We start from the raw sequence: 25,133 nt of genomic DNA, 5'->3' as shown, positions 1-25,133 counted from the left end.
TGAAACTCACACTAACCCGAATGAAAACAGCATCTTATTGGCACAGACACAGTTAACTCATACATAGCCAATTACATTAAGCATCCGATCAGGGTTTTGGCCTGTACCCCAGAGGCAACACAGCTGCCTCCCTCGACACGCTACGAGTACATCCCTGTAGGCTCGGGCATGCCATCCCTGGCATGTCACGGTCGGGGGAGGCCATCTCTGTTGCCTCTTCTTGGGCACCGAGTTGTCTGTAGACGACGCCCACAGGCAACTCCGGTGCATCAAGGAGGACAAAGGGATCTGCTCCGCCGACCTTCTGTTTCAGGGATGAAACAGAGAGCCCCCACGGATGGGTTCATGGCGAGTCGGCGGAGCGGGCCCTTTGTCCGACCTTTACAGAGCAACCGAATAGATCAGTTATTTAAGCTTTTTGGTATAAGGCTTCAACTCATTATTCGTTGAGCTCTGGCAGGTTGCGAAACAGCGCCAGCGCCTCCGGGTTGGCCAGGGCACCGATGTTTTTTACCGGCTTGCCTTCCACCACATTGCGTACCGCCAGTTCGACCGTCTTGCCCGACCGGGTTCTGGGAATATCGGTCACGGCCAGTATTTTGTCCGGCACATGACGCGGACTGCACTGGTTGCGAATGCGTCGGCAAATGGCCGCTTTCAGTGCGCCGTCCAGCCGCTCGCCCTCGACCAGTTTGACGAACAGCAATATCCGCTCATCTTTATGCCAGTGCTGGCCCACCACCACCGCATCCGCTATCTGCTCGAAGCGGCTGATCTGACGATAGATTTCGGCGGTACCGATACGCACGCCACCCGGATTCAGCACCGTATCCGAACGGCCGTAGAACACCATGCCGCCGTGTACCGTCAACGCCACTCTGTCACCGTGATGCCAGCAGCCCGGGTAGGTCTGCCAGTAGGCGGCGTCATAGCGGCTGCCGTCATCGTCTCCCCAGAATCCCACCGGCCGGTTGGGGAAGCTGTTGCAACAGACCAGCTCGCCCTGCTGCTCCAGCAAGGGCCGGCCCTGTTCGTCGAACACCCGCACATCCAGCCCCAGACCAATGCCCTGACATTCACCACGATAAACCGGGCTGATGGGGTTGCCGAGCACGAAGCAGCCGCAGATATCGGTGCCGCCGGCGATGGAGGCCAGTTGCAGATTGGACTTGATGCGCCGGTAAACAAAGTCGAATTGTTCGGGCGCCAGGGCCGAGCCGGTGGAACACAGGGTGTGCAGGGCCCCCAGATAATGGTGGTCACGCGGATGAATCCGCTGTTTTTCCATGGCTTCCAGGTATTTGGCCGAGGTGCCAAACAGGGTCATGCCCGTTTTCTCGGCCCAGTTCCACAGCACCTTGCCATCGGGAAAGAAAGGCGAGCCTTCATAAAGCAGCAGGGTGGCGCCGCTGGCCAGTGCCGAGACCAGCCAGTTCCACATCATCCAGCCACAGGTGGTGAAATAGAATACCCTGTCGCCGGGGCGAATATCGCAATGCAGCCGATGTTCTTTCAGGTGGTTGAGCAGGATGCCGCCGGCCGAATGCACTATGCACTTGGGCTGGCCGGTGGTACCCGAAGAATACAGAATATAGAGCGGCGCGTTGAAGGGCATGGCAGTAAAATGCAGCGGCTGCCCGGCGTGGCGGCGCAGCCATTCAGACCAGTGTTGCACCCTGTCGTCGGCACCGGGCTGGTCTGCCCCCAGGTAGGGGATTTGCACCCAGTGTTCGATGCTGTCGATGGCCGCGACTATGGCTCTGGCCTTGTCGCCGGTGTCATGCCACTTGCCGTTGTAACGATAACCGTCGGCGCTGAACAGTACCTTTGGCCGGGTTTGCCCGAAGCGCTCGATCACGCTGTCGGCGCCGAAGTCGGGGGAGGTCGAGGTCCAGATTGCCCCCAGTGCGGTGGTGGCCAGCATGGCGACCAGGGTTTCCGGCAGATTGGGCAGGTAACCGGCCACCACATCACCGGGTTTGATACCGGCGTGCTCCAGACCGGCACGAATGGCTGCCACCTGTTCGGTCAGTTCATTCCAGCTCAGGCTCCGCTCATTTTGCCCCTCGGCCATAAACAGCAGGGCAGCTTGATCCGGGGCCGTCGTGGCATGGCGCAACAGGTTTTCGGCAACGTTAAGCCGGGCCTCGGGAAACCAGACCGCGTCCCGGGCGCTGGCGGCGTTCAGCACCAGCTGCTCACCCTTTTCACCCACTACCTCGGCGAAGTCCCACACCAGGTTCCAGAAGGCGGCACTGTCCTGCACCGACCAGGCATGCAGGCTTTGGTAGTCGGTCAACTCAAGCCCGTAGCGGCGGTTTGCCTGTTGCATGAACTCATACAGCTGGCTGCGTTTAATGCGGGCGGGAGAGGGGCGCCACAAGGGGGCAAGTTGCCGGGACATGTTCACCTCCTGATCAGGGGTTTGCCGGGATGAGTGGCTGTTGATCCGGGTGCGCCAGTTGAAATGCCTCGAGCCGGTTGCAGGCCTGTTCAATGGCGACAAGCCGGGGGTAAGGCGTCAGATCCAGCTTGAAGCGGCGGGCATTGGTGAGTTGGGGCACCAGGCAGATGTCTGCCAAGGTCGGCGTGTCGCCACAGCAATAGCGGCTATCACTACCGCTCAGCTGTTGCTCCAGCGGATCCAGCCCCAGCTGCAGCCAGTGGTGATACCAGGTGGTTTTTTGCTCTTCACTGAGTCCGAGATCACCGGTCAGGTACTTGAGTACCCGCAGGTTGTTGAGTGGGTGTATGTCGCAGGCCACCTGCAGCGCCAGAGCCCGGCAGCGGGCGCGGGCAAAGGGCATGGCCGGCAGCAACGGCGGCTCGGGATAGCTTTCGTCCAGATATTCGATGATGGCCAGTGACTGACCGAGGATGCCGTGACCGGTATCCAGACTGGGTACCAGGCCGGTTGGGTTCAAAGATCGGTAACCAGCGCTGTTCTGGGTACCATCCAGCAAGGAGATGGGGATGGTCTCACAGCTCAGCCCTTTCAGCCTGAGTGCAATCCGTACCCGGTAGGCGGCGGAAGAGCGGACATAATCATAGAGCTTCATATTTCGTCACCTGCTGGTCGATGGCACCGAAGATGGACTGCCCTTGTTGATCAAGCATCTCGATACGCACCCGGTCGCCAAACTTCATAAAGGGGGTGCGAGCTTCGCCTTGCTCAAGTATTTCCAGCATGCGCCGCTCGGCCAGGCAGCAGGAGCCGGTGCTGCGATTCACGTTCGAGACGGTACCGGAGCCAATGATGGAGCCGGCGCACAGTGTCCGGCTGAAGCTGACATGGGCCAGCAATTGAGCGAAGTTGAAGGTCATGTCGGTGCCCGCATCCGGCTCGCCGAACAGCTCGCCGTTCAGATGAACCCGCAGGCGGTGATGCACCCTGGTGTCTTGCCAGGCATCGCCCAGTTCGTCCGGGGTGATGGCCACCGGCGAGAAGGACGAGGCGGGCTTGGACTGAAAAAAGCCGAACCCCTTGGCCAGTTCTCCCGGAATCAGGTTACGCAGTGAGACATCGTTGACCAGCATCAGCAGCTTGATATGGGGGGCGGCCCGTTCGGCGGGGGTACCCATGGGTACATCACCGGTAATAATGGCGATTTCGCCCTCGAAGTCGATGCCCCAGGCTTCATCGGCCAGACAAATATCTTCGCATGGCCCGATAAAATCGTCGGACATACCCTGGTACATCAGCGGATCGGTCCAGAAGCTGGCCGGTATCTCGGCGCCGCGGGCCTTGCGCACCAGCTCCACATGATTGACGTAGGCGCTGCCGTCGGCCCACTGATAGGCGCGGGGCAGGGGCGAGGCACAATCGGCCTGGTTGAACGCGAAGCTGTCGGCACAGTTTCCCTGGTTCAGTTGCTGGTAAAGCGCCTGTAATGCAGGCTCGGTTTCGGCCCAGTAATCCAGTGCCGCCTGCAGGGTGGGGGCAATGCCGTCTGCGGTGATCGCCCGACTCAAATCCCGGGACACCACCATTAGTTGGCCGTCACGACCTTGTTTCAGAGAAGCCAGTTTCACCATCGCCTCCTTGATGTATCCAGTGCGCTTTATCGCGTTATGGTTTTGCCTGCCACGAGTGAACATAGTCGATGTTTTCCACCCCGTCCGGCAACTCGGCCACCTCCAGCGGCTGCCGTGAGTCGATCATCACCGCCACCTCGTCGGTGTCGGTGCGGGCGTGCCGGGCACCGGCGGCGAAGGCCTTGGGATGAGGACCATGAGTAAAGCCGCAGGGGTGCAGGGTGATCATCCCCGCTTCTATGTTGTCCCGACTAAAGAAATTGCCCTGATGATAGAAGATGACCTCATCAAAATCGTCGTTGTTATGGTAGAAGGGCACCTTGAGCGCACCGGGATCGGACTCGATAGGCCGGGGCACGAAGGTACAGATCACGAAGTCGTGGCTGACGAAGGTGGTGTGCGCCGAGGGCGGCAGGTGGTAGCGGTGGCTCATCAAGGGACGAATGTCGCGCCAGTTGAGCTTGAACACGGTCAGGTCGCCGGTCCAGCCCTGGGCGTCCAGTGGATTGAAGGGGAAGCTGATGCGGTTTATCTGCCCCCGGGCCTTGAGTAACACCTGCCACTCGCCGGGCTGCTCGCTCTGGGCCTTGAAGGCATCGTCCAACCTGGGGTATTCGAGTACGGCCGGATCGAATATCGCATGACGGCCCACCAGGCCGCGTTCCGCCTGCATGTAGGCGCCGTGGGTGGCCTCTATCATCAGCAGGGTCACCGGCTGTTCGATTTCCAGCCGCCAGCTGGTGGCACGGGGCAGGATAATATAGTCACCCTCGCCGAAGCTCAGGTGGCCATAATCGCAAAAAAGCCGGCCCTTACCCCGATGCACAAACAGACACTCGTCGCCGTCGCCGTTACGCACTAGATGATTCATCGACTGGTCGCTTTGCCAGAGTCGTACCTGCAGGCTGGCGTTGTGCAGCAGAAGCGTGGCATCCCAGGGACTGTTTCCCTTTGGCTGCAGCTTGTTGGTGTCGAAGGCGCGGGGGCGATGCGGCCCCTCCCAGGCACTCCAGCCGGTAGGCGGGTGGCGGTGGTACATGTGGGTGGCGGGGCCGAAAAAACCTTCCTTGCCGATTTCTCGTTCGAAGGTTCCCGCCGGCATGTCGCAGTGGGCCTGGCGCGAGGTGTCGCCTTCACGAATGGGAAACTGGAACCAGTGACGCATGGCATGATTCTCCTTGGATCAACACGGAGCAGGCGAAGCCCGCACAGGCTCGCCATTCATATCATCAGTCTGGCATCGATCCTCAGGCTCTGCCCGGAGCTTCACTCAGCATTGGTTCCAGTCGTATTCGGTCATGCGTCGGTTAATCCAGCGGCAGTACGATGGCGGTCAGTTTCCAGTCCAGTCCGCGACGACTCAGCACGAACTCGGCCTGTTTGCCTTCATCGTCGGTTACCGTGACCACGAAACGATGCAGCGACCGGTAACCCATGCGGGCGTCGGAGAACAGTTTTTTACGCTCGGTGTTGGCCTTGCCGGAGCCGGAATCGTTACCACCGTCGGTATTGGTGTCGGTGTCGGCAGGCGGCGAGCTGGTTTCGGGAATGCCCGGCGCCGGCGTTTCTCCCCGCATCAGTCGCTCTATGCCGGCCGGGGTCATGTAGGTATCCAGCAGGCCGTCCACCATGATGTTGGCCAGGCTGGCACCGAGGGCCGCGAAGGGATTTTGTTTGTTGTCTGCGCCAAGCTCGCGCAACACCCGGCTGTTCAGTTGTTGTTTCAGACTCAGGCGTACACTGTCGAATTCCACCTGTTCGGCCAGCGCCACGCTGTCGCGCTGGTCGACGGCGTCGCTGATCCGGTAGGCGGTTAACCAGGGGGCGGCGGCGACATAGCCGACAGCGGACAGGATCAGCAATAACAGCACATATTTTGTTTTGCGCACGAGCGTTACATTCCAGAAGGCCAATATTTGCGACAAGGCTGCCTGCAACGGGATTCTCAGGCAAGCTGAAATCGACGAGCCGGCATTTTTAGTCCCTTTTTCGCGACAACCAAAGGCGCAAGCGACGAGAACGACCATAATTATGACCACTAGGCACAGTTAAGGGAGCAGCCATTATGTTGGAAGCACACGGCATGTCTGTCGAAATGAGCAAGCAGGATAACCATACCCTATGGCTCACCATCAAGATTTATGGCGATATCGCCTACGATGATTTCAGGGAGATGGAACAGCAGCTTGAACAGGCCTTGTCCGATATGGACAGCCCCCGAATCAAGGCCCTGGTCGACATGATTGACTTCAACGGCTGGGAAGCAAAAGCCCTGTGGGAAGACATTCAGTTTACCCGCAAACATGGTGATGAATTCAGCAAGCTGGCGATTGTCGGAGTCGATCTCAAGGAAAAGCTGATGGCCATGGTGGTGGACTGGTTTCTGCTCAGCAGTCAGGTGCAGTATTTCGAGCACCTGCAGGATGCCAGGGCCTGGTTGGAGCAGGATGAGCCTTGAGCGACCCCGTTCGTCGCGACGCCAGGCAAACCGCTTCATACGCTTTGGTAAGCACTCCGGCGTTGACGAGGGGAGTGGCGTTTTACGGCCGCGGCTTCTTTTTTGCGGAGCTTGAGTTCTGGCAAGGAGCTGTCAGAATCGCGGCTTCATCGTCGTTCTTTCATTCAGGGTTTCTTCAAGATGCGCTTTTATCAATCCGGCCTGTCGCTGCTGGCCGCCATGGTTTTGACCGCCTGTTCATCCCACTCCGCAAAGAATACACCGCCAGCCGGAATTGAACTGGTGCATGGCCCGACCCAGATAGCCGCTGGCGATGCCCGTGGTGCCGATGATCTTACCGTTAGTACCCCGCATTTTACCTTTGCCATTGCTCAAGGCGGGATCGTGGATCTGGCCATGGTGGAAAACGGTGTCTTTGGCGCAGATCTGATCGACTCGGTTGATTTTGTGCCCGGCGAGGGCGAGCTGACCGTTGAAAAGCTGGAGGTGGTCAAGCACACCCCGGAACAGCTGGTGATTGAGTTGACGCGAAAATGGAACGGGCACCGTGTGCTGAGCCGTTACGAAGTGGGCAAAGACTACCCGGGTATCAAGCTCAGCACCAAACTGCTCGATCCGGTCAAGGAAACCCTGTTCGCCGGCTACCGATTGCAGCGTAACGAGCCGGTTAATCAGGATCTGTCCGGCTATAACGACATGACGCGCATGGTGCAGAGCCACTGGACCGCGGCCCAGCTGCAGAACAGCCTGAGTGAGTTGTATGAAACCGATGATCTGCGTCGTTCTTATGCCGCAGGCGAGGGCGGTGACTTCACCGCCTGGCTCAGTGCCGGCTCGCTCGGCAACCTGTTGTCCGACAAAGAAATGTATACCACTGCCAGCCCTCAGGCCGAGCTGGGGCTATTTGATCTGAAACCGGCGACCGGTAACTTCGAGTCTTATCTGTCGGTGATGCGCCAACGCTGGAACCGGGGCGAGCGCGTCTATCTGAATGCCGGCCCTCTGCTGAAGGATGCCCGGCACAACAGTGGCAAGCTCTACGCCTATACTCCCAAGGGCCGTATCACCGCCGATTTCGCCAGTTCTGCGGCCCGCGGTCACAGCTTTGTCAGCTTTGGTCCCGAGGTTTACCCCATTACCACCAACTTCGGTGGCGAGGCGACACCTTACAGTGAAACCCAGGTTGAATTCCGCTCCGGTGTGGGGCTGGCCAAGGCCGAAGTCTGGCTGGATGGCAAACAGGTAGCCGGTTGGAAAATCAACGGTGCCAAGTGGTTCAGAACCGGGGTACCGGTGCCGCCCAAGCGCACCTGGATGCAATGGGTCGTGGAAGACAAGCAAGGTAACCGGGCTTACTCCAACCCCATCTGGATCAAGTAAAGGTCTTCTTCAAGGGCTTCCCACGCCGGGAAGCCCTTTTCGATTCTGCGATTGGCGCTATATGGCTGAATAACAAGTTGCGGCTCGGATATACGACTATTCTGTAGTAATCATCGGCACCATGGGTGAGCTTGGCTATAAATCGGATTTGTTTTTATTAACACTACCTTATTTAAATTAAATCAATAGCTTAGTGGCGCTTTATTTGAAAGTAAGCCTGTTTGAGACTATGATGACCGCATTATTCAGAGGGGGAAGATATGAAAGGCGACAAGAAAGTCATCGAGTACCTGAATCAGGTGCTTAGCATAGAGCTCACCTCCATCAATCAGTATTTTCTGCATGCCCGCATGTTCAAGAACTGGGGCCTGCATCAGCTGGACGAGCGCGAATACAAGAAGTCCATCAAGGACATGAAGCAGGCCGACAAGCTGATAGAGCGCATCCTGTTTCTCGAAGGGCTGCCCAACCTGCAACACCTCAACCGGCTGCGTATCGGTGAAAACACCGAAGAAATGCTGCAATGCGACAAGCAGCAGGTAGAAGAACAGTTGCTGGTGCTGAAAGACGCCATCGCCTATTGCGAGTCGATGCAGGAATACGTTTCCCGCGAACTGCTCTGTGAAATAGAAGAATACGAAGAAGCCCATCTCGACTGGGTAGACACCCAGCTCGATCTGATCGCCAAGATCGGACTCGAAAACTACCAACAGTCGCAAATGTAACGGGAGCCGAACATGAAAGGTAATGCAAAGGTAATAGCGGCACTGAACGAGCTGCTGGCCGGTGAACTGAGCGCCATGGATCAGTACTTTATTCACTCCCGCATGTACGACGACTGGGGTTTCAAGAAGCTGTTCGAGCGTATCGATCATGAATTTGAAGATGAAAAGGGCCATGCTTCCAAGCTGATTGAACGCATCCTGTTCCTGGGTGGCACCCCGGACATGGTCACCCGGGTCCCGCTCAATATCGGCAAGGACGTGCCGGCCATGCTGCAGAGCGACTTGAACCTGGAATACAAGGTGATTGAGGATCTGCGCAACGTCATGGCCCTGTGCGAGCAGGTACAAGACTACCAAAGCCGTGACATGCTGCAGGTGCTGCTGGAAGACACCGAAAACGACCACACCCACTGGCTGGAGCAGCAGCTGGGCCTGATCAACCGTATCGGTCTGCCCAACTACCTGCAATCGCAGATGTAAAATATCGCGTAATGCTTAATGTTAAATAAAAAAGCCGCTGTTGCGGCTTTTTTATTTTATGTGCGCGATATTGCAGGATGCCGCGGCCAACATACAGCACGAATGTAGTCGCTGCTTCAGCTGCTAAATCCGGGGAAGCAGGAGCTGATGCACAGGCTCCACTATGGGCCATCAAATGTTGTTCGCAGTTGGGATGTGGCTTCGCCACATTGCACAGCTGAAGCAGTGCCTTGCGTTGGTGATTATTGCGGAGAAAAAAGCCCGGCGAGTGCCGGGCTGATATGGGGTTAGTCCAGGGTATCCAGACTCTTCCGGTAGCTGTCGAAGGTCTTGGTAACCGAGGCCTTGGGGCCGCCGGTCATATTGCTGACCAGTACGATGGCAATGGAGGCGAAGATAAAGCCGGGGACAATTTCATAGAGATCGAAGAGTCCGCCGGAAAGCTGTTTCCAGACCACAACGGTGATGCCGCCGACCAGCACACCGGCCAGGGCGCCGTTGCGGTTCATGTTGCGCCAGTACAGGCTGAACAGCAGCGCCGGGCCGAAGGCGGCGCCAAAACCGGCCCAGGCGTAAGACACCAGTCCCAGTACCGTGCTGTCCGGATTCATCGCCAGCATCAAGGCCACCAGCGACAGACCAACCACCGCAAAACGACCGATGTTGACCAGCGTTTTGGCACTGGTGTGGGGGAACATCTGCTTGTAAAAATCTTCGGCCAGCGCAGAAGAAGACACCAGCAGCTGGGAGTCGGCGGTACTCATGATGGCGGCCAGAATGGCGGCCAGCAGAATACCGGCAATCACCGGGTGGAATACGGCGTTGACCAGCACCATGAAGATGGTTTCCGCATCTGCCAGCTCGCCACCCATGTTTTTCTGCACATAAAGCAGCCCGACCAGGCCGACCATGAGGGCACCGGCCATGGACAGCAAGCTCCAGGTGACGGCGATGCGGCGGGCGGTGGTGATGTCTTTATTGGTACGGGTGGCATTGAAGCGAGCCAGAATATGAGGCTGACCGAAGTAGCCCAGGCCCCAGGCGGCCAGCGAGACAATACCGATGACGGACAGGGACTCGCCATCGATGTTGCTCCACAGTGTCAGCAGGTTGGGATTAAGATTGTTCAGATCGGTTTCCAGCTGGCCGAAACCGCCTTCCATCGCCGCTATCGGCACTATCATCAGCGCGGCCGCCATCATCAGACCCTGCACCAGATCGGTCCAGGACACGGCGAGAAAGCCACCGAACATGGTGTAAGACACGATGCAGAGGGTACCGAGCACCACGGCAATTTGATAATCCAGACCAAATACGGTTTCAAACAGCTTGCCACCGGCAACCAGACCCGAGCTGGTGTAGAACAGGAAGAACATCAATATCATCAGCGCCGAGATAATCTGCAGCACCTTGGATTTGTCTTCGAAGCGGCGAGACAGGTAGGCCGGTATCGTGATGGCGTTATCTACCTCCAGGGTATAGGTGCGCAGTCGTTTGGCACAGAACATCCAGTTGGCCCAGGTGCCCAGCAGCAGGCCGCCGGCCAGCCAGAATGACTCGAAGCCGGCAGCATAGGCGAAGCCGGGCAGACCCAGCAGCAACCAGCCACTCATGTCCGAGGCACCCGCAGAGATGGCCGCAGGCCAGGGACCCAGAGAGCGACCACCAAGAAAATAGTCGGCCGAGTTGGCAGTGCGCTTATAGGCATAGTAGCCAATGGCCATCATGCCGATCAGATACACGAGAAAGGTGCCGGTAATGGCATAGTTGGATTCAATCATTCCCTGTTCCTCCAGAATGGATTCCTGTTTTCTATCAAAGTAGAGCACAGTTGTTTTATTGCCATGCGTGCGCAATCGATGGTTAAGACCTTGTTACATCACAAGGATAGTAGGGAGAATCGTGGCCGGGATCTTTTGCTTTGCTGCGTTATTTTTCAGGAAAACTCCGCCGGTTCGAAAAGAGTGATCACAAATACGGTATTTATGGTTACAAATGGATACCAATTGTCCTTCATGAGCATGCTGGACGCTGTTTGGGGAAAAGTCTAGTGGTGTAGCTTGCGGTAACGGGCGGGAGAAATATCCAGTCGGCTGGAAAATACCTGGGTAAACAGACTCTGGCTGGAAAAACCGCAATGCTGAGCGATATAGGCCAGGCTGTGATGACTGTGAGCCAGCATCTGGCGTGCCTCACTCAGCCGCTTTTCCAGCAGGTACTGATAGGGGGAGATACCGGTCTGCTCCTTGAACAGCGTATGAAACTGGCTCTCGCCCAGAAAGGCGCAGCCCGCCAGCTGAGCCACCGTGATTTTGCGATCCATATGCTGTTCGATGTAGCTGTCGATCACCTCCATATTCAGGCGTTTGGCCTGCAGGCGGGAAGGCAACTGCATATGCCGATGCAGGGCGCACATCAGAGTATGGGCGCAGGCCTGTCCCAGCAGCTCGTCATGCGGATTGTTGTGCATCTCGTTGCTCAACACCGAAATCAGTTGTTGAGCCTGGGGATGAAGCTGGAAGTAGCGGGGTTGTTCAAACAAATGATGTATGCGCTCCTGCTGCCCCGGCAGTGCCGGCGACTGAGTCGGTGACAGGTTGAGCACCAGTATTTTATTGGACCCGAGACCGCCAAAGGCATGATTCAGCTGTGAAGACACCAGGCAGCCCTGCCCCGGGCCCACCAGGTTGCCGCGGCCGCCGATGTCGAAGTCGGTCTGACCGTTGAGGCCGATAACAATCTGGTGATAGTGATGCTGGTGGTGGGCCATTTCGGTGGGCAGGGCCATGACTTCAAAGGGCTTGAAAGCAGACATTTCACTTTCCTTTGGGCTGTTGGCGGTGTGGTCTGTCAAAAGGTCGTTACCTGTGCAGACACGAATTCTACACCGGGGAGAACCATAATACAGCTCGGGTCGCCGGGAGCATGATGTAGCGCACAGGTGATCTTGTCGCATATTATTACTCAGCTGTAAAAATCATTTGTATCTGCCCCCATTCTCACTGGTGCTTGAGCTAGATACAATGGCGACAGATGTTGTAACGGCAGTGTTCTGTACGCCCGTTATACTGAATCGGTTATCGCACTGCATTTCACTGGAGAAGCTAATGGACATGATCAAAACCCGTGCCGCCGTCGCTTGGGAAGCCGGCAAACCGCTGAGCATCGAAGAAGTGGATCTGATGCCGCCGCAAAAAGGCGAAGTGCTGGTGCGTGTTGTCGCCACCGGTGTGTGTCATACCGATGCCTTTACCCTGTCGGGTGATGATCCCGAAGGTATCTTCCCGTCAATCCTCGGCCACGAAGGTGGCGGTATTGTCGAGGCAGTAGGCGAGGGCGTGACCACCCTGGAAGTGGGCGATCACGTGATCCCGCTGTACACCGCCGAGTGCGGCGAGTGTAAATTCTGTAAATCCGGCAAAACCAACCTGTGCCAGGCGGTACGCGCCACTCAGGGCCAGGGTCTGATGCCCGACGGCACCACCCGTTTCTTCAAGGACGGCAAGCCGATTTTCCACTACATGGGTTGCTCTACCTTCGCCGAGCGCACCGTGGTGCCGGAAATCTCACTGGCCAAGATAAGCAAGGAAGCCCCGCTGGAGAAGGTCTGCCTGCTCGGCTGTGGCGTCACCACCGGCATGGGCGCGGTCAAGAACACCGCCAATGTGCAGGAAGGCGACACAGTTGCGGTATTCGGCCTGGGCGGTATTGGTCTGGCCGTTATTATCGGTGCCGTCATGGCCAAGGCCAGCCGCATCATTGCCATCGACATCAACGAAGACAAGTTCGACATCGCTCGCAAGCTGGGCGCCACCGACTGCATCAACCCGAAAGACTACAACAAGCCGATTCAGGACGTGATCGTCGAGCTGACCGACGGCGGCGTGGATTACTCCTTCGAGTGTATCGGTAACGTCAAGGTGATGCGTTCCGCCCTGGAGTGCTGCCACAAGGGCTGGGGCGAGTCGGTTATCATCGGTGTTGCCGGTGCCGGCCAGGAAATCTCCACCCGCCCGTTCCAGCTGGTCACCGGCCGGGTATGGCGCGGCAGTGCCTTCGGTGGTGTTAAAGGCCGCTCTCAGCTGCCGGGCATCGTTGAACAGTACCTGAACGGCGAGTTTGAACTGGATACCTTCATCACCCACACCATGGGTCTGGAAGACATCAACCACGCCTTCGACCTGATGCATGAAGGCAAGTCGATCCGCTCGGTGATCCATTTCGACAAGTAAGTTTAAAGGCAGCTGTAAGCTTAAAAGCAGCTGTAAGCTCTCAGCTTTAAGCTGTAAGACAAACAAGGTGGTTGCAGGCATGGCGTTGTGCCTGCAACCACGCAGGGCGACTTACAGCTGACGGCTTATAGCTTATGGCTCCCCGGAAGGGGATGACAGCTTACAGCTCCCCCGAAGGGGGGAAGGCAGGAGTTTTTATGCAAATTGTTCAAGAACAAAAGAGCTTCGGTGGTCGTCAGATCCGCTATCGGCACGACTCCAGCACCCTCAACTGCAGCATGCAGTTTTCGGTGTTTCTGCCGCCTCAGGCGGAGCAGGGTCCGGTGCCGGCCGTTTACTGGCTGTCGGGTCTGACCTGCAGCGACGAGAACTTTTCCAGCAAGGCGGGTGCCCAGCGGGTAGCGGCCGAACTGGGTCTGGCGCTGATCATCCCGGATACCAGCCCCCGTGGCGACGGCGTGAGTGATGATGAAAACGCGGCTTACGATCTGGGCCTGGGGGCCGGCTTCTACGTCAACGCCACTCAGGAACCCTGGAAAAAACATTACCAGATGTATGACTATGTGCTGAGCGAGCTGCCGGCGCTGGTCGAGGCCGAACTGCCGCTGTCTGGCAAACGCGCCATCAGCGGTCACTCCATGGGTGGCCACGGTGCCCTGGTGCTGGCGCTGCGCAATCCCGAGCGGTTTGTGTCGGTGTCGGCTTTCGCTCCGATTTCCAACCCGGTCGATTGCCCCTGGGGCCACAAGGCGTTGGGTGCCTATCTGGGTAACGACCGTCATGAATGGGCCCGGTTTGACGCCAGCCTGTTGCTGAAAGAGCATGGCTGCACCCTGCCCATGCTGGTGGATCAGGGTGAGGCCGACAACTTCCTGGCCGAGCAGCTCAAGCCCCAGGCATTGGCGCAGGCCGCCGAGCAGGCCGGTGCGGATCTCACCCTGCGCATGCAGCCCGGTTACGATCACAGCTACTACTTTATCGCCAGCTTCATCGAAGATCACCTGCGTTTTCATGCGGAACATCTGGCCAGTAACTAAGCTTTCAGGCCCGGTCTTTACCGGGCCTTCTGTTAGCACTGGTGTTTTTTGTAGGCGCCCATTTATGCGGCGCGAACCGGCAGGCACATAGAGATTCTCAGGTATGGCGCATGACTTGCAGTGACGGTGAATCACAGCAACATGTATCGTTTCTGTACACCAAAAGCCGTATTGTTCCTCGTTCCTGATCCACCGCAACGAATCCCTGCCACGCTTCGGCTAAGCTGAATCCATGAGTTTCATTGGACACCGATATGCCGAATTTTCCCCGCCTTATCCTGTTGCTCAGTTGCCTGTGGCTGACTGCCTGCGGGCCGTCGGCGGACGAGCGCTGGCTCGGCACCCTGGAGCGGGACCGCATCGAGCTGACCGCTACCGCCAGCGAACTGGTGACGGCCCAGCCGGTGGCCGAGGGTGAGCGGGTAACGGCAGGCACCCTGCTGCTGCAACTGGATGATGCGCGGCAGCGGCTGGAAGTGGGTCGTCAGCAGGCACGGCTGCGCCAGGCCGAGGCCGGATTGGCACTGCTGCTGGCGGGAACGCGAGCCGAAGATATCAATACCGCCCGGGCCGAGCTGGCCCGGTTACAGGCACTGCTGCCGGAGGCGAAGCGCAATCTGGAGCGTATTCGTACCCTGGCATCCCGAAAACTGGCTAGTCAGGCCGAGCTGGACAGAGCACAGGCGAATCATGATCAGTTGCAGGCGCAGGCAGAGGCGGCCCGGCAACGGCTGGCACGAGCCACGGCGGGTAACCGGGTCGAAGACATAGACGCCGCCGAGGCGGCTCGAGACGCGATAAAGGCCGAACTGGCCCTGGCCCGTTATCGGCTGGATGAACTGGCGATTCATGCCAGTCGTGCCGGCATTCTGGAAACCCTGCCTTACCAGACGGGTGACAGGGTCGCTCAGGGCGCCGTGGTGGCGGTGTTGCAGGCACAGGGCGCGCCTTATGCCCGCATTTACGTACCGGCAAGCCGCCGTCTCGGGCTGAGCATCGGCGACTCGTTACGGGTCTGGGTAGACGGCATAGAGGAGCCTTATGATGGCCGGCTGAGCTGGATTGCCACCGAGCCGGCCTTTACGCCTTATTATGCCCTGACCGAGGGAGAGCGCAGCCGGCTGATGTATCTGGCAAAGGTGCAATTGCCCGAGACTGCCATCGACTTGCCGTCTGGCGTGCCCGCCCAGGCCTTGCCGGAGGAAAGTCATGACTGATCTGGCGATTTCGACCCGGGGGCTGACGCGAAAATTCGGCGATCTGGTGGCCATTAACCGGCTGGATCTGGCCATTCCCGCCGGTACCATCTTCGGCTTTCTCGGCCCCAACGGCAGCGGCAAGTCCACCTGCATCCGCATGCTCACCGGTCTTCTTCTACCCAGCGCCGGTGAAATGACGGTGCTCGGGCTGTCGATTCCCGAGCAGGCCGAGGCCCTGCGCCGCCGGGTCGGCTACATGACCCAGAAGTTCTCGCTCTACGAGGATCTGTCGGTACGCGAAAACCTGGAGTTTGTCGCCCAGATCTACGGCCTGAATGCGAAGGACACCCGGGATCGTCTACGCGAACTGCTGGGCACCTATGAGCTGGCATCTTTTGCCGGCCGTTTTGCCGGCACCCTGAGCGGAGGGCAGAAGCAGCGGCTGGCGCTGGCCGCCACTACCCTGCACCGACCTGATCTGCTGTTTCTGGACGAGCCGACCTCGGCGGTGGATCCTGAAAATCGAAGGGACTTCTGGGAGAAGCTGTTCGATCTGTGCGAAGCGGGCACCAGCATACTGGTGAGCACCCATTATATGGACGAGGCCGAGCGCTGCCATGGCCTGGCCATACTGGAAAACGGCAGCAAGCGCGCCGATGGCTCGCCGGAACAATTGATGAACGGCATGGGGGTGACGGTACTGGAAGTGGCGGCTCCCGGCCTGCGCGAGCTGAAAACCCGTTTGTTGGCGCTGGATGAAGTGCGCTCCGCCGCCCAGCTGGGGCTGAGATTACGGGTACTGGTGGACGGAGAGATAGCCGATCCGGTCGGCTGGCTGCGCCAGCGCCTGCCGGAGCTGGCGACCGGGGCCGAGATCAACAGAGTGCGGCCCAACCTGGAAGACGTGTTTGTCAGCTGCACAGGCACAGCCATGAGCGGGGGTAAACAGTCATGAGTGGGCGGAGAAAGCCATGAGTAGCCTGCGCCGCATCAAGGCCATCACCCTCAAGGAATTCCGGCAATTGTCCCGGGACAGGCTCACTTTCGCCATGGTGGTGATGGTGCCGCTGCTCCAGTTGTTACTGTTCGGCTATGCCATCAACACCAAGGTGCGGGATATTCCGGTGGCGCTGGTGGATCAGGCGGCGACCAGTCAGAGCCGGGAGCTGGTGGCCCGGATGGGGGCCAGCCAGCTGGTTACCTTTACCGAGCGCTTTACTCAGCCTCATGATGCCGAAACCGCCATTATCGCCGGCCGGGTGCGGGCGGCACTGATCCTGCCCGCCGACCTGGAACGCCGCCGGCAGGACGGACGGCCCCGGGGGCAGTGGCTGGTGGACGGCACCGATACCCTGATTGCCAGCGCCATACTGCAGCTGGCCAACCTGCCGGACGATCCCGGGTTGATCCGGCCGCAAGGCAACTTCGAGGTGGCGCTGTTTTTCAATCCGGAACGGCGGGCGGCGGTCAATATCATTCCGGGGCTGATCGGGGTGATCCTCACCATGACCATGGTGCTCTTTACCGCCTCGGCCATAGTACGCGAGCGGGAGCGGGGCAACCTGGAGCTGTTGATCACCACGCCGGTGACGCCGATGGAGCTGATGATCGGCAAAATCATTCCCTACATCTTCGCCGGTCTGGTTCAGTTGGTGATCATCCTGAGCCTGGGCTTTTTTATCTTCGCGGTGCCGCTCAACGGCAGCCCGCTGCAGTTGCTGCTGGCGACCCTGCTGTTTATCGCCGCCAGCCTGGTGCTGGGGCTGGTGATCTCCACCCTGGCCAAAAGCCAGCTGCAGGCCATGCAGATGACGGTGTTTGTGCTGATCCCCTCGATTTTGCTGTCCGGCTTCATGTTCCCCTATGAGGGCATGCCGGTGGCGGCCCAATGGCTGGCCGAAGGGCTGCCCGCCACCCACTACATGCGTCTGGCCCGGGGCATACTGCTGCGCGATGCCGATCTGCTGGCGCTGGCCCCCGATGCCCTCTGGCTGGCAGGCTTTACCCTGCTGGGACTGCTGGTGGCGGCCCGACGCTTTAGAAAGCGGCTGGATTAGCGCTGCGTCCGGCTTTGTGTTTACGCCAGGCGCGACAGCCGATAAAGGCCGCCCCCAGTACCAGGGCGTAGCCGGCTTCCAGCCCCAGGGAGACAAACACGCCCAGGCATAGCAGGCTGGCCAGCAGCGCCAGCCAGCGATAGCCGCCCTGCAGCAGTTTCACCCCCGCCACCATCGCCAGAAAATACACCAGAATGAAGTTGCCGTTGGCGTAGCGCATCAGCGCTTCCAGCGGCAGCTTGAACAGCCAGGCCGCCAGGGTGCAGAGGGCGCAGGCCGCCACCACCCAGCTCAGGGCGCGAAAGGGCGCACCGTTGCGGTTGAGTTGCGCCAGCGGCGCGGGCAGTTTGCCCTCGTCGGCCATGCTCCACAGCAGGCGGGCAAAGCCCTGTACATAGAGGTTGAGGCTGGCAAAGCAGGCCAGATACCCCACCAGGGCCGCAGCCCAGCGGCCTTTTTCACCCAGCAGGGCGGCCACCAGCACCGGAAAAGAAGTGGTGTTGGTCAGCTCATCGCCGAACACGCCAAACTTCACCACCGCCATGGCGCAGGCCAGATAGATAAAGCCGGCCAGCAGCACGCCAAACAGCAGTGCCAACGGAAAATCCCGCTCCGGATTTTTGAATTCCTCGCCCATGTGGGTGAAGGCTTCCAGCCCCACGAAACACCAGAACATCACCGCCAGCACGGCCGGCAGCGCCGTCCACTGCACCTGTTCGACCGGTGGCAGGGTGGCCAGTGGCTCATGGATCAGATCACCGCTGACCCACACCACCGCCAGCAAGCCGATAATGGCCAGGGCGATCAGCAACTGGATCAGACCAGAGGCACCACTCTTGCGGCTGCCCAGTACCAGTACCAGACCCAGGGTACCCAGCTGCACCAGCAGGTCGCCGTTATCCGTCAGCGGAAACAACGCATGCCAGAAGCCGGCGGTCAGGGTCAGCATGGCGGGCAGACCCACCGGCAGCACCGCCAGAAACAAAAAGGCCGCCAGCTTTTCCATCGGCACTCCCAGCGCCCGGCCAATCAGGTGCGGGGCACCACCGGCATGGGGAAAGGCCCGCCCCAGACGAGCAAAGGTAAAGGCCACCGGCAGCACCAGCACCATCAATATCAGCCAGGCCCACAGCGAGTCGGCACCCGCCAGGCTGGCGGCTACCGCCGGTACCACGAAGATGCCGCTGCCCAGCAGCGAGGTGGCCATCATGCCGGTGCCGTAGCCCAGCCCCAGGTCTTTATTTAAACGCCCCATGTTGTTTCAAATCCGTATGCAAGAATTCTGATATATTAACGCCTGCTAACAATAATAAGGCCTGGCACTTTGCTGCTTGAGCACGGCGAAACGTCGCTTTTGGCCGACGTTTGGTCGGGGATGTTGAAAAAGAGGGTGCAGTGGACAAGTTTGATCAGAAAATAGTCTCCCTGCTGACGGAAAACGCCCGTCTGGCGGTGGCCAGTATTGCCCGCGAGGTGAATCTGTCCCGCTCGGCGGTATCCGAACGCATCAAGAGTCTGGAAGAGCGTGGCGTCATCCGTGGTTATCACGCCCGGCTCGGCAACCCGCACGCCCTGGTGCGCGCCTATTTCGCCCTCTGTTACCATGTGCGCCAGTGCGAGCAATATGCCGAAGCGTTGCGTGCCGTGCCCGAGGTCAAGCTCTGCTATACCATCAGTGGCGAAACCGACATGCTGGTTTATGTGGAGGCCGCCTCCATGGAGCGGCTGGACGCCATTCGCCATATCATAGAGCACACTCCCTATATCAAGACGGTGCGCACGCACATGATACTGGGTGAGGTAATCAACACCCTTTCCTGAGGCGACAGCATGCAGATCTTTCGGGCGCACTGGCTGGCGCCCTGGTTCAACCATCCCTTTCTCGCCACCGAGCCCACGGTGGAAGGCCTGGTGCTGCACTTGCGGCGGGAACGTCACGCCCTGCACTGGACCGAGCTGAGTGCACCGCCCAGTCTGGAGCAGGCACGGTGGCTGTATCGGTTGCGGCTGTTTTGCACCCAAGGAGATATCGAGCTGGGCTGGTTGCCGAAAACGGTGGCCGAGCCGCTGTGCGAGGCCATTACCCTGGGCTGGTATCAACACCATGCTACTCGGGTAGTGCCCTTGGCCGAGTCCTGTCTGGCATTGCTGGAGAAGGGCTATCTGCGCTATTCCCGCTGGCAACAAATGAAGCAGCTGTTGCGACAAGAGTCGATCGACTGGCGTCAGCATGCGCCGCCCGAGGCGCTGTCTGACAGAGCGCGGGCGGCCTTCGAGCTGGTGGCGACCCTGACGGCGGCGGATGAGCATTGGCGCGAGCAATGCTGTCAGGATTACTGCACCCAGGCGCTGGCCGACTACGGCGCCCTGTTTGACAGTATTGAGGCGCACCCGCTGACCGAGGCCCAGCGGCTGGCCTGCGTGGTGGATGAAGATCACAACCTGGTGCTGGCCGGTGCCGGTTGCGGCAAAACCAGCGTCATGGCGGCGCGGGCGGCCTTCTTGCTGGCATCACGTCAGGCCGGAGCCGATGAAGTTCTGTTGCTGGCGTTTGGTAACGAGGCGGCCACGGAAATGAGTGAGCGGCTGGCGCGCCGGCCGGAGACGGCGGCGGTCAAGGCCAGTACCTTTCATGCCCTGGGGTTGATGATTCTGGCGCGGGTGGCAGGCAAGAGCCCGTCACTCAGCCCATTGGCGCAACAGGAAAGCACTCGCATCAATACCTTCGCCCAGTGGCTGGAACAACACTGTCAACAGAATGAGGACTACGGTGCCCAATTGCATGACTGGCTGCGGCGGCATCGTTTTCAGGTGCTGCCCCAGCCGGACTATCGGCGGCTGGCGCGCGACTGGGCGCCCCTGGTGGCGGCACTCAAGCTCTACGGCGAGCCGGAGCCGAATGAGCTGACGCCGGCGCTGGTTGAGCAACTGGAGCTGGTGCGCCCGTTGTTGCAGCGTTACCAGCAACATCTGGCCGAGCAGGGCGAAATCGATTTCGACGACATGATAGAGCAGGCCACCGATCTGGTGCGTCGCGGGCGATTTTCGGTGCCCTGGCGGCATATTCTGGTGGATGAGTTTCAGGACATATCCGCGCCCCGGGCCGCCTTGCTGCAGGCCCTGCGCGATGCGGCTCCTGGGCTGTCGCTGTTTTGCGTGGGCGATGACTGGCAGGCCATCTATCGCTTCAGCGGGGCCGATGTGTCGTTGACGACCGGCTTTGCCGAGCATTTCGGTGCCAGCCGCATGACCCGGCTCGACAAGACCTTCCGATTCAACAATCAGATTGAAAAGGTGGCCAGCCGGTTCGTGACCCGCAACCCGGCGCAACTGCCGAAAACGCTCGCGACCCATCATCACAGTGACGGGCCGCGCGTGCATGTGCTGCCGGTGGCCGGCGACAGCCAGATGGATACTGTGACTCGATTGCTGGGGCTGGTTGCCGCCGAGCAGGCCGATGCCTCCGTGTATCTGCTGGCCCGCTTTCGTTTCAGCCTGCCGGATGAGTCACAGCTGGCCGGCTGGCGCCGGCGCTTTCCCGAGCTCAAGCTGGAGGTTCAGACCCTGCACGGGGCAAAGGGCAAGGAGGCGGATCACGTGATCATGCTGGGGCTGTGCCGGGGCAAGTACGGCTTTCCGCCCGAGAAAAACGGCGCCGCCCTGCTGGAATTGCTGCTGCCGGACGCCGAAGCTTTCCCCCATGCGGAGGAGCGCCGGCTGTTCTACGTCGGCCTGACCCGCGCCCGACAGCAGGTGTTTCTGCTGGCCGACCGGCAAATACCCTCTGTTTTCATCAAGGAACTGCTCGAAGGCGGCTATCCCGGCGTCAGTCGCTGGGGCTGAGAGCTTGTTCTGGTTGAGCAGGTTAGCATTTGTTAACATTACTGCCCTATCCGTTGTACTGTTTTGGCGTGTTGGAGCAGCCCTTGTCTACTGCAAAGAAAAAGGAAATCCGGCGTATTGTCGAGGCCATCGGTCGTGCCATTGTCGAGCAACGATTGGTGCCGGGTACTCGCTTGGTAGAGTTGAAACTGGTCGATGCGCTTGGTGCTAACCGTAACCATATACGGGCTGCCTTGCTGGAGTTGAGTCATCAGGGGTTGGTCAGCATTACCATCAACAAGGGCGCCATGGTGGCCTGTCCCAGCCAGCAGGAGGCGGCTGATGTGTTCGTGGTGCGCCGTTTGCTGGAAGCCGAAGCGATGGTACTTGCGGCTGAACGGATAGAAGACACTGACCTGGCCGCGCTTCGCAAGTTGATTGAAGAGGAAAGACTGGCGGTGGAAGAGGGCAGGAGGCCAGCAGCGGTAAAATTGGCGGCTCGCTTTCATATCGAGCTGGCGCGAATAGCGGGTAATCAGGTGCTGTCGGATATGCTGGAGCGGTTGCTGGGTCGTTGTTCGCTGATAGTCAGCATGTATCAGAAAGACAGCCGAAGCCATGAATGTCATTGTGACGAACATACTCAGCTGGTTGAGTTGCTGGCTGCCGGTGATGTGGACACGGCTGTATTGTCGATGCGCCAGCACCTGGACAATCTGGAGTCGAGCCTGGATCTGACCCAGGAAGAAGAGCAGGTTACCGATTTTGTTGCCTTGTTTGCCGATAGTGTACCCACTGAATAGATTAATGATGTCTGGCGCATCAGTCTGGGCTATGTCAAAACGCCGACCGGTTCATACCGGTCGGCGTTTTCGTTAAGGTCGGCTGGTGGGAAAGGACGGCGGAAAAATCTCTGCTAACGGCGGATGCCGGTGGCTGCGTTCCGGATAGCTGGCAATAAAGCCGTCGAATTGTTGCTGGGCCTGATGATGCAGTTGCTGCAGATCCAGACCCGGCTTCACCAGTCGTCCGTCCCACACCACCTTGTCGCCATTGACGATGACTCCCTTGATGTCGCGACCGTTGCCGTTGATCACCAGGTTGGTGATGGGGTCGAATACCTGACCGGTATGAATGCCGTCAAAGTCGAACACCATGATGTCCGCCTTGGCGCCCGCACAGAGGCGGCCGATATCTTCCCGGCCCAGGGCACGGGCGCCGCCCAGAGTAGCCATATTGTAATAGTCCGCCGCCGAGGCTTCGGTGATATTGCCGGTCGTGACCCGACTGAGCATGGCGCCGACGTGCATGTTCTGGATCATGTCTGGTGGGTAAGTGTCGGTGCCCAGGCTGATATTGATGCCGGCTTCACGGAAACGGCTGACGCCGTTGAAGTATTTGGCATGGCGGCCGGCCACCAGCGGACAGATAACGGCGCTGGCACCACTCTGGCCAAGCAGAGCCAGCTCTCGTTGTATTTTCTCCGGGCTGGGTTGCTTGCCGCCCAGCAGTTGCAGATGGGGTAGCAGCAAACGAGAGTCGAGCAGATCATGTTCGGCCATGAACTCCACCGACGACATGCCGTGGTGCAGCTCATGAATCATGTCTACTTCAAACTCGCCCTGGCAGCTGTGCAGCCGCACCGGACAGTCCAGCGCACGCATGGCTTTAGCAGTCTGGCGCAGCAGCTCGGGGGTGCAGCCTTCGATGCGATCCGGGGCCAGCATGCCCTGGATAGTATCGCCGTACTGGTGAAGCTGCTCCACATAGCGCACCGCTTCTTCCAGCCCCTTCAGCCCACGCTGTTCATCGAAGCGCATTTCAACACGGGTATCCGGGTTCACCACACCATATCCGGACATGTAGGCGGGGCCCAGATAGGCGCGTACCCCCAGGCTTGCGGCAATCTCGGCGGCACGCCGGAACTCGTCGGCGGTTTCGGCCCACTCCCGGTAAAGAATGGAGGTGATCGGCGCTATGGTGGTGATGCCGTTTAGTAGCAGCTGGCTGAAGGCATAGCGCTTGTTGAAGTCCAGTTCGGCGTCGCTGTAGGTTTCGCGCCGTTGCCAGTCGCTGGCGGGCAGGCGGCCTTTTTTCCAGCCTGGCTGATGGTCGAAGGCGAGCACGGTGGAGTCCAGATCGGCCACCGCATCCAGGTCGATAAAGCCGGGGCCGACCAGGGCGTTGCCCATGGCCAGGGTTTCGTCGACCTGGCCCTGATAGCCGTGGCCGACAAACAGTACGGTGTCGCCGCGATAGACCAGCTCGCCCTGCTCGTAGATATGGTGGCCGCCGTCCTTGAAACCGATAACGTATTTGGCGGTGATTTTGGTGGTTTTCATGTAAGTGGGGCTCCGTCAGTGCCTGATGAAGAAGGATGGGGAGATCCTCTGAGCCAAACGTTGACAGCGTCGAGCCCCAAAATGGGGGCTGCGGCGAGTCGGTGTGAGGATGTCTCGTCCTGCTTTTGTGCGCCATTCAATGGTGTGATTGCTAACGAATGTGTCTGCTCAGAATAAACATTCGCCCTGGTCAGCGACCAAAGTGCCGGCCTTGAACACGGTGCGAGCCTGAGGCGGTTCGACAATGGCTTCGGCCAGTGTCCGGGCATCAAGCAGCACCAGATCGGCCTGGCAACCCACCGCCAGACCATAGTCGGTCAGCCCCATCACGTCGGCGCCGCCCCGGGTAATGGCATGAAGCGCCTGTTCCAGCTCCTTGTCCTGGCGCCAGCGATATTTGAGCCCCATCAGCATGGCCCGCTGCAGCATGTCGCCATTACCATAAGGGCTCCAGGTGTCGCGAATGCCGTCGTTACCGGCGGTGACCTTGATGCCGGCGGCACGCAGTTTTTCATAGGGCGGTACATTACGATTGGCCGGGGCGGTAGTCGCAATGGCAATATCGGCCCGGGCCAGCCCGTCGATCAGCCGATCCTGATAGGCCGGGTCTATTTCACCCAGGCAAAAGGCATGGCTGATGGTTACCTTGCCCTGCAGGCCCAGCGCCAGAGTACGTTCGATTATCAGCTCGACCGAAAAGGCGCCGAGCTCGCCCGCTTCGTGCAGGTGCAGATCGACGCCCTTGCCGTACTTAACGGCCATGTCGAATACCGCGTCGATATGGGCCACCGGGTCGCGCTCAAAAGATGAAGGGTCGATACCGCCGACGTAATCGGCACCCAGCTTGAGCGCCTCTTCCATCAGCGCCCGGGTACCGGGCCGACCGAGCAGGCCACTCTGGGGGAAACACACCGTCTCGATATAAATCTGCTTGGCCAGCTTGGCCTTGGTAGCCAGCACACCTTCCATATGTTGCAGGCCAATTTCGGTATCCACATCGATATGAGTACGGATATGAGTCGTGCCCTTGCTGATGGCCTGACGGGTAATGCGTTCGGATTGTTGCTGTGCGTCAAATTCATGCTGGCGCCGAAAATGACGTTCGTTTTCGATAATGGCGGGCAGCTCTCTGGGAACCTGGTTTTCATACCAGTCCATGCCCCACAGGGATTTGTCGATATGCGCATGGCCGTCGATAAAGCCGGGCAGGGCCAGGCGGTGGTGCCCTTCCTGCAGTATTGCGCCGTGTGGTAACGATATATTCGGCTCGATACGCACGATTCGGCCCTGCTCAATCAATACATCCTGGCTTCCCTGCTGTGCTGCAAGACGAACTTGTCTGATCAATGTGGCTACCATGATTGCT

22 protein-coding genes are annotated in these 25,133 nt (G+C 59.2%); 12 read left to right on the top strand and 10 right to left on the bottom strand.

Annotation, left to right across the window (positions count from 1 at the left end; genetic code table 11):
- Positions 1-439: 439 nt before the first annotated feature.
- From ABD827_RS15920 to ABD827_RS15900, 5 genes are all read right to left on the bottom strand, one after another.
- Positions 440-2,404, bottom strand: coding sequence for an acetoacetate--CoA ligase (locus ABD827_RS15920; protein WP_344965661.1), 1,965 nt, complete (start codon positions 2,402-2,404; stop codon positions 440-442).
- Between the two features lie 13 nt (positions 2,405-2,417).
- Complete coding sequence (gene maiA / locus ABD827_RS15915) at positions 2,418-3,059, bottom strand: maleylacetoacetate isomerase (protein ID WP_344965660.1); 642 nt, start codon at positions 3,057-3,059, stop codon at positions 2,418-2,420.
- Entirely contained in the window at positions 3,046-4,032 is a 987-nt protein-coding gene (locus ABD827_RS15910; protein WP_344965659.1) for a fumarylacetoacetate hydrolase family protein, read from the bottom strand. Before ABD827_RS15910 ends, maiA begins: the two co-directional genes overlap by 14 nt.
- Positions 4,033-4,069: 37 nt before the next feature.
- Positions 4,070-5,200: a homogentisate 1,2-dioxygenase gene (locus tag ABD827_RS15905; protein WP_344965658.1), complete on the bottom strand. Its 1,131-nt coding sequence runs from the start codon at positions 5,198-5,200 to the stop codon at positions 4,070-4,072.
- A gap of 142 nt (positions 5,201-5,342) precedes the next feature.
- Positions 5,343-5,924: a DUF2939 domain-containing protein gene (locus ABD827_RS15900; protein WP_344965657.1), complete on the bottom strand. Its 582-nt coding sequence runs from the start codon at positions 5,922-5,924 to the stop codon at positions 5,343-5,345.
- Between the two features lie 176 nt (positions 5,925-6,100).
- On the opposite strand from ABD827_RS15900, the gene ABD827_RS15895 reads away from it, so the two are divergent.
- From ABD827_RS15895 to bfr (ABD827_RS15880), 4 genes are all read left to right on the top strand, one after another.
- Complete coding sequence (locus tag ABD827_RS15895) at positions 6,101-6,493, top strand: SpoIIAA family protein (protein WP_344965656.1); 393 nt, start codon at positions 6,101-6,103, stop codon at positions 6,491-6,493.
- A 180-nt stretch (positions 6,494-6,673) separates the two neighbouring features.
- Entirely contained in the window at positions 6,674-7,873 is a 1,200-nt protein-coding gene (locus ABD827_RS15890) for a CehA/McbA family metallohydrolase domain-containing protein (RefSeq protein WP_344965655.1), read from the top strand.
- A gap of 260 nt (positions 7,874-8,133) precedes the next feature.
- A complete protein-coding gene (bfr, locus tag ABD827_RS15885; RefSeq protein ID WP_344965654.1) occupies positions 8,134-8,598 on the top strand; it encodes a bacterioferritin in 465 nt (154 codons plus the stop codon).
- A 12-nt stretch (positions 8,599-8,610) separates the two neighbouring features.
- The gene (gene bfr, locus ABD827_RS15880; protein WP_298719447.1) at positions 8,611-9,078 is read left to right on the top strand and encodes a bacterioferritin; all 468 of its coding nucleotides are present in this window, start codon (positions 8,611-8,613) and stop codon (positions 9,076-9,078) included.
- Positions 9,079-9,365: 287 nt separating this feature from the next.
- Here the strand turns inward: bfr (ABD827_RS15880) and putP are convergent, their stop codons facing one another.
- Together putP and ABD827_RS15870 are read right to left on the bottom strand one after the other, a co-directional pair.
- Positions 9,366-10,859 (bottom strand): sodium/proline symporter PutP, encoded by a 1,494-nt coding sequence (putP, locus tag ABD827_RS15875; RefSeq protein ID WP_344965652.1) that lies wholly within the window; start codon positions 10,857-10,859, stop codon positions 9,366-9,368.
- Between the two features lie 266 nt (positions 10,860-11,125).
- Positions 11,126-11,893 carry a helix-turn-helix domain-containing protein gene (locus tag ABD827_RS15870; RefSeq protein WP_344965651.1) on the bottom strand — a complete coding sequence of 256 codons (768 nt, stop codon included), beginning with the start codon at positions 11,891-11,893 and terminating at the stop codon, positions 11,126-11,128.
- A 292-nt stretch (positions 11,894-12,185) separates the two neighbouring features.
- On the opposite strand from ABD827_RS15870, the gene ABD827_RS15865 reads away from it, so the two are divergent.
- The 5 genes from ABD827_RS15865 to ABD827_RS15845 all read left to right on the top strand — a co-directional run bounded on the left by ABD827_RS15865 (position 12,186) and on the right by ABD827_RS15845 (position 17,603).
- Entirely contained in the window at positions 12,186-13,310 is a 1,125-nt protein-coding gene (locus tag ABD827_RS15865; RefSeq protein ID WP_425568011.1) for an S-(hydroxymethyl)glutathione dehydrogenase/class III alcohol dehydrogenase, read from the top strand.
- Between the two features lie 197 nt (positions 13,311-13,507).
- Entirely contained in the window at positions 13,508-14,347 is an 840-nt protein-coding gene (fghA, locus tag ABD827_RS15860) for an S-formylglutathione hydrolase (protein WP_344965650.1), read from the top strand.
- Between the two features lie 254 nt (positions 14,348-14,601).
- Entirely contained in the window at positions 14,602-15,564 is a 963-nt protein-coding gene (locus ABD827_RS15855) for an HlyD family secretion protein (RefSeq protein ID WP_344965649.1), read from the top strand.
- Positions 15,557-16,501, top strand: a complete 945-nt coding sequence (locus ABD827_RS15850; RefSeq protein ID WP_344965648.1) for an ABC transporter ATP-binding protein — start codon at positions 15,557-15,559, stop codon at positions 16,499-16,501. Before ABD827_RS15855 ends, ABD827_RS15850 begins: the two co-directional genes overlap by 8 nt.
- 16 nt (positions 16,502-16,517) lie before the next feature.
- Entirely contained in the window at positions 16,518-17,603 is a 1,086-nt protein-coding gene (locus tag ABD827_RS15845) for an ABC transporter permease (protein ID WP_344965647.1), read from the top strand.
- Here the strand turns inward: ABD827_RS15845 and yjeH are convergent.
- The gene (gene yjeH / locus ABD827_RS15840; protein ID WP_344965646.1) at positions 17,584-18,858 is read right to left on the bottom strand and encodes an L-methionine/branched-chain amino acid transporter; all 1,275 of its coding nucleotides are present in this window, start codon (positions 18,856-18,858) and stop codon (positions 17,584-17,586) included. The genes ABD827_RS15845 and yjeH overlap by 20 nt on opposite strands.
- A gap of 140 nt (positions 18,859-18,998) precedes the next feature.
- Here yjeH and ABD827_RS15835 point away from each other — a divergent pair, with 140 nt between their 5' ends.
- The 3 genes from ABD827_RS15835 to ABD827_RS15825 are packed head-to-tail and all read left to right on the top strand — an operon-like array spanning position 18,999 to position 22,228.
- Complete coding sequence (locus tag ABD827_RS15835; RefSeq protein WP_344965645.1) at positions 18,999-19,424, top strand: Lrp/AsnC family transcriptional regulator; 426 nt, start codon at positions 18,999-19,001, stop codon at positions 19,422-19,424.
- A 9-nt stretch (positions 19,425-19,433) separates the two neighbouring features.
- Positions 19,434-21,446, top strand: a complete 2,013-nt coding sequence (locus tag ABD827_RS15830; protein WP_344965644.1) for a UvrD-helicase domain-containing protein — start codon at positions 19,434-19,436, stop codon at positions 21,444-21,446.
- 29 nt (positions 21,447-21,475) lie between these two features.
- Complete coding sequence (locus ABD827_RS15825; protein WP_344965642.1) at positions 21,476-22,228, top strand: GntR family transcriptional regulator; 753 nt, start codon at positions 21,476-21,478, stop codon at positions 22,226-22,228.
- A gap of 72 nt (positions 22,229-22,300) precedes the next feature.
- Here the strand turns inward: ABD827_RS15825 and ABD827_RS15820 are convergent, their stop codons facing one another.
- Both ABD827_RS15820 and ABD827_RS15815 read right to left on the bottom strand, forming a co-directional pair.
- Positions 22,301-23,767, bottom strand: coding sequence for a chlorohydrolase family protein (locus tag ABD827_RS15820; RefSeq protein WP_344965640.1), 1,467 nt, complete (start codon positions 23,765-23,767; stop codon positions 22,301-22,303).
- 168 nt (positions 23,768-23,935) lie between these two features.
- On the bottom strand, positions 23,936-25,126 hold the full coding sequence (locus ABD827_RS15815; RefSeq protein ID WP_344965639.1) for an amidohydrolase family protein: 1,191 nt from the start codon (positions 25,124-25,126) through the stop codon (positions 23,936-23,938).
- Positions 25,127-25,133: the final 7 nt, after the last annotated feature.

This window comes from Oceanisphaera sediminis (assembly GCF_039539745.1).
Lineage (GTDB): Bacteria > Pseudomonadota > Gammaproteobacteria > Enterobacterales > Aeromonadaceae > Oceanimonas > Oceanimonas sediminis.
Note: the sequence above shows the minus strand (reverse complement) of the source record. Positions and strands in the feature narration are given on the sequence as shown.